The organism is Mycolicibacterium houstonense (assembly GCF_900078665.2).
GTDB classification, from domain to species: domain Bacteria; phylum Actinomycetota; class Actinomycetes; order Mycobacteriales; family Mycobacteriaceae; genus Mycobacterium; species Mycobacterium houstonense.
On the sequence record NZ_LT546208.1, the window covers coordinates 459,029 to 464,144 of the forward strand.

At 68.8% G+C, this 5,116-nt stretch carries 6 protein-coding genes; 1 reads left to right on the forward strand and 5 read right to left on the reverse strand.

The annotated features are described in order from the left end of the window. The 3 genes from BN4332_RS30275 to BN4332_RS30285 form a co-directional block, all read right to left on the reverse strand. The coding region (locus BN4332_RS30275) for a glycosyltransferase family 2 protein (protein WP_160110958.1) at nucleotides 1-330 on the reverse strand (330 nt) is incomplete at its 3' end. Then, entirely contained in the window at nucleotides 327-1,943 is a 1,617-nt protein-coding gene (locus BN4332_RS30280; RefSeq protein ID WP_066903625.1) for a carbamoyltransferase family protein, read from the reverse strand. The genes BN4332_RS30280 and BN4332_RS30275, both read right to left, overlap by 4 nt. 9 nt (nucleotides 1,944-1,952) lie before the next feature. Continuing rightward, on the reverse strand, nucleotides 1,953-2,897 hold the full coding sequence (locus BN4332_RS30285; RefSeq protein WP_066903627.1) for an NAD-dependent epimerase/dehydratase family protein: 945 nt from the start codon (nucleotides 2,895-2,897) through the stop codon (nucleotides 1,953-1,955). Between the two features lie 40 nt (nucleotides 2,898-2,937). Here BN4332_RS30285 and BN4332_RS33890 point away from each other — a divergent pair, with 40 nt between their 5' ends. Then, a complete protein-coding gene (locus BN4332_RS33890; protein WP_235654334.1) occupies nucleotides 2,938-3,681 on the forward strand; it encodes a glycosyltransferase family 2 protein in 744 nt (247 codons plus the stop codon). 124 nt (nucleotides 3,682-3,805) lie between these two features. On the opposite strand, the gene BN4332_RS30295 is transcribed toward BN4332_RS33890, so the two are convergent. Both BN4332_RS30295 and BN4332_RS30300 read right to left on the reverse strand, forming a co-directional pair. After that, nucleotides 3,806-4,327: a glycosyltransferase family 2 protein gene (locus tag BN4332_RS30295; RefSeq protein WP_435405217.1), complete on the reverse strand. Its 522-nt coding sequence runs from the start codon at nucleotides 4,325-4,327 to the stop codon at nucleotides 3,806-3,808. Then, nucleotides 4,261-5,116, reverse strand: an 856-nt coding sequence (locus BN4332_RS30300; RefSeq protein ID WP_276527227.1) for a carbamoyltransferase C-terminal domain-containing protein, incomplete at its 5' end; no start/stop codon positions are given. The genes BN4332_RS30295 and BN4332_RS30300, both read right to left, overlap by 67 nt.

The following is a 5,116-nucleotide window of genomic DNA, read 5'->3' on the forward strand; positions in this document are numbered from 1 at the left end:
GGCGGCGCCCCGGGATTCAGCGTCCCGCAGGTCGGCGGCCAGTGCGGCCAACCAGCCGGGGTGCGGCAGCACGTCGTCGTCGAGGAAACAGATCCATGGGGAGGTGGCATGCCGCCAGCCGACGTTGCGGGCCGCGGCCGGTCCGCGTCCACCGCTGTGCAACACCGTCACCGGCAGTCGAGCCACCAGCAGCAGCGGTGGAGCGGGCACCGCCCGGTCGTCGACGACGATCACCGCCTCCGGCACGGGTCCCTCGGAGTGTTCGAGCGCGGACAGCAGCCGATGCAGCGACGGCCTGCCGATCGTGGGCACCACGATCGTGACATTCATCGTGGCCTCCGCACCACGAACGGGCCGATGGCCAACAGGTCGATCGGTGCCGAGCCGAAGCATTCCAGCGCGTCGCGTGGACTGTCGACCATCGGGCGGCCTGCGGTGTTGAAGCTGGTGTTGACGATCACCGGCACTCCGGTGCGCTGCGCGAAATGGTCGATGGTGGCGTGCATCAGTTCGTCCCCACGGTCGACGGTTTGGATCCGCGCGGTGCCGTCGACATGGGTGACGGCCGGAATCCGGCCCTGCCAGTCGGGTGCGACGTCGTGCACGAAGAGCATGTAGGGGCTGGGAATCGGCCCGCCCGAGAAGATTTCGCCGGCCCGCTCGGCCAGCACCATCGGTGCTACCGGACGGAACTGTTCGCGCCCCTTGACGGCGTTGAGCCGGTCCAGATTCCGCTTGTTGCGGGGATCGGCCAGCAGTGAGCGCTGCCCCAGGGCGCGGGGCCCGAACTCCGAACGCCCCTGGAACCAGCCGATCACCTGGTCGTCGGCCAGGGCGTCGCCGACCACCTCGGCGAGGTCGTCGGGCCGCTCGTGCGGGACGGCCGCCTCGGTCAACGCCGCACCGATCTCCTCGTCGGTCCAGCCCCGGCCCAGAGCCGCCGACGGCATCGGCACGATCGGCTCCCCCGCTTCACCGGCCAGTGACAGTGCCGCGCCCAGCGCGGTACCGGAATCCCCGGCCGCCGGCTGGACCCAGATGTTCCGGAAGTCACCACCGCGGTGCAGCACAGAGTTCGCGACACAGTTGAGCGCGACTCCCCCGGCCAGACAGAGGTTCTCGTGGTCGGTACGCGAGTGCAACCAGCCGACGAGGTCGAGCAGCACCTCTTCGAGCACCTGCTGGACACTGCAGGCCAGGTCGACCCGGTCGTCCCATCCGGTGCCGAATGCCGACCAGTCAACGGCTTCGGTGCGGAACCCGCCGTCACCGGTGGCATAGACGAGGTCGCGGAACCGGTCGGCGAACCGCGGGGTCCCGTAGGACGCCATCGCCATCACCTTGTACTCGTCGCTGGAGCGCTTGAAGCCCAGATGTTGGGTGAGCTCCTCGTACAGCAGGCCCAGCGAATGCGGAAGCGATTGGGTGGCCAGCACATCGAGCTTGCGGTCGGTGTACTGCCCGGCCAGCATCGAGGTGCGTTCCCCGCGACCGTCGACCACCAGCACCGCACAATCGGGATGCGGCGATGCCAGTGCACTCGACGCGGCATGGGCCACGTGATGACGGACGAACCGCACGATCGACGGGTCCAGGCCCGGCAAGGCCGATTGCAGAAACCGCGGTGCCCGTTGCGCATAGAGGGTTCGCAGGTACTCCCAATCGCGATCGAGGCCAGGGGTGCCGGCGGTCTCGACACCGTCCATCAGCCGCGGGTCGTACGAATATCCGACGGCGTCGAGATCCGACGGTTCCAGACCGGCCTGCTGCAGGCACCAGCGGGCCGACTGCACGGGCAGTTCCCAGGTGGAGAAGGCCACCGCCTCCTTGCCGTGCTTGCGCCGGCTGAAGCGCTCCTCCTCGGCGGCCGCCACCACCTGCCCGTCGATCACCAGCGCGGCGGCCGGATCGTGGAATACCGCGTTGACTCCGAGTATCCGCATGAACTCCTCCTAAAAGTCTTGTCGGGCAAACCATTCGATGGTGTCCGCCAAACCCTGGCGGTAGTCGACCCGTGGTTGCCAGCCGAGTTTCCGGTGTGCCTCGGTGATGTCGGGACAGCGTCGTTGCGGATCGTCGGCGGCCGGAGCGACGAATTCGACCGGAGAGTCGCTGTGAGCCAACGATTTGATGGTCTCGGCGATTTCCAGCACCGACAGTTCGTGGGGGTTTCCGATGTTGATCGGACCGGCACAGTCGGCACCGGCCAACGCAAGCAGCGCATCGACGGTGTCATCGACGTAGCACAGCGACCTGGTCTGGCGGCCCGTCCCGTGTACCGTGATCGGTTCTCCGGCCAGCGCCTGTCGGCAGAACGTGGGCACGATGCGCCCGTCGTCCCCCCGCATCCGCGGTCCGTAGGTGTTGAACAACCGCGCCACCCCGATATCGGTGGAACGCTCACCGCGGTAGGCGAAGGCCAGCGCCTCGGCGAATCGCTTGGATTCGTCGTACATGCTGCGAGGTCCGACCGGATTGACGTTCCCCCAGTAGCTTTCGCGTTGCGGGTGCTCCAACGGATCGCCGTACACCTCGCTGGTGGAGGCCAGTACGATCCGGGCTCCGCATCGATCGGCGATATCCAGCGCGTTGGCCGTCCCCAGTGCACCGGTGCGCAGGGTCTGCACCGGCATCCGCTGGTAGTCCACCGGCGATGCGGGCGACGCCAGGTGGAACACGGTGTCCACGGACGGTGTCTCGTTGAGCGGGCGGGTGATGTCGTGGCGGATGAACTGGTATCCCGAGCGGTCGGCCAGCCAGGCGTCGGCGCTGGGCGCGCTGGTGGACAGGTCGTCCAGCACCAGCACCTCGACGTCGGCGTCGAGCAGCCGCCGGCAGAGATGTCCCCCGAGAAAGCCGCTCCCCCCGGTGACCAGAACCCGCTTGAGTTCACGCATATGCGTTTTCCCAGCGCCGTAACGGGTAGTTCGCCCGGTTATGACCGATCGCAGCGACACCGACGTTCCCGCCAAGATCTCGTTCGTCGTCGCCAGCCGGAACCGGGCCGCCGAGCTCGTCGCGGTGGTCACCCGCCTGCTCGACACCACCGGATGCCCGGTGATCGTGGTGGACAACGGCTCCGAGGACGATTCGGTGCCCGCGATGCGCGTCGTTGCCGCGCGGTCCGGTGGCCGGGTCACCCTGCTCGAGCTCCGGTCCAATCTGGGCGCGGTGGCCCGCAATGTCGGTGTGGCGGCGTGCCGCACCCCGTATGTCGCGTTCTGCGATGACGATTCCTGGTGGGAGCCGGACGCCCCTGCGCTCGGCGCCCGCATCTTCGATCGCCATCCCAGGACTGCGGTACTCGCGGCACGAACCGAGGTCGGACCTCAGCGCCGTGAGGATCCGTTGGTTCAGCAGCTGGCCGCCAGTCCGCTGGGACACCGGGCGGGCCTGCCCGGCCCGTCGATCCTCGGCTTTCTGGCCTGCTCGGCAATGGTCCGAAAGTCCGCTTTCGAAGCCGCCGGCGGTTTCAGCCGCATCCTGCACTTCCGCGGTGAGGAACAGCTGCTGGCGCTCGACCTGGCGGCGGCGNGCCGCAAGTGCCCGCACCATCGCCGCACTGCGCGATGCGGTCGGCTGCCTGGCGGCCACCGCGGCGCCGGGGTGGAACACCACATACGGTGTCTCGCCGACGTATTCGGTCAACGCGTCCGGCAGCGGCGTCTGCTTCACCCGTAGCCAACCGTCGTCCCCGGCCGGCAGGCCGAAGCCGGCGGCCTCGACCAGCGACAGTGCCCGTTCCGGTTCCGGCACGCCCGCGGCGACGTGATGGCGGAGGTCGAGCAGCGTGCCCGGGTAGTCCTCACAGATCGCGCCGACCCAGCCGATCTCGGCCATTCGGCAGATCAGCGCCAACGGCAGCGGTGACTGATGAAACGAGGTGAACACGAACACCCGGTCTGGGNGGAACGTCGATGACGGCCTGCGAACCGGCGGCGCCCCGGGATTCAGCGTCCCGCAGGTCGGCGGCCAGTGCGGCCAACCAGCCGGGGTGCGGCAGCACGTCGTCGTCGAGGAAACAGATCCATGGGGAGGTGGCATGCCGCCAGCCGACGTTGCGGGCCGCGGCCGGTCCGCGTCCACCGCTGTGCAACACCGTCACCGGCAGTCGAGCCACCAGCAGCAGCGGTGGAGCGGGCACCGCCCGGTCGTCGACGACGATCACCGCCTCCGGCACGGGTCCCTCGGAGTGTTCGAGCGCGGACAGCAGCCGATGCAGCGACGGCCTGCCGATCGTGGGCACCACGATCGTGACATTCATCGTGGCCTCCGCACCACGAACGGGCCGATGGCCAACAGGTCGATCGGTGCCGAGCCGAAGCATTCCAGCGCGTCGCGTGGACTGTCGACCATCGGGCGGCCTGCGGTGTTGAAGCTGGTGTTGACGATCACCGGCACTCCGGTGCGCTGCGCGAAATGGTCGATGGTGGCGTGCATCAGTTCGTCCCCACGGTCGACGGTTTGGATCCGCGCGGTGCCGTCGACATGGGTGACGGCCGGAATCCGGCCCTGCCAGTCGGGTGCGACGTCGTGCACGAAGAGCATGTAGGGGCTGGGAATCGGCCCGCCCGAGAAGATTTCGCCGGCCCGCTCGGCCAGCACCATCGGTGCTACCGGACGGAACTGTTCGCGCCCCTTGACGGCGTTGAGCCGGTCCAGATTCCGCTTGTTGCGGGGATCGGCCAGCAGTGAGCGCTGCCCCAGGGCGCGGGGCCCGAACTCCGAACGCCCCTGGAACCAGCCGATCACCTGGTCGTCGGCCAGGGCGTCGCCGACCACCTCGGCGAGGTCGTCGGGCCGCTCGTGCGGGACGGCCGCCTCGGTCAACGCCGCACCGATCTCCTCGTCGGTCCAGCCCCGGCCCAGAGCCGCCGACGGCATCGGCACGATCGGCTCCCCCGCTTCACCGGCCAGTGACAGTGCCGCGCCCAGCGCGGTACCGGAATCCCCGGCCGCCGGCTGGACCCAGATGTTCCGGAAGTCACCACCGCGGTGCAGCACAGAGTTCGCGACACAGTTGAGCGCGACTCCCCCGGCCAGACAGAGGTTCTCGTGGTCGGTACGCGAGTGCAACCAGCCGACGAGGTCGAGCAGCACCTCTTCGAGCACCTGC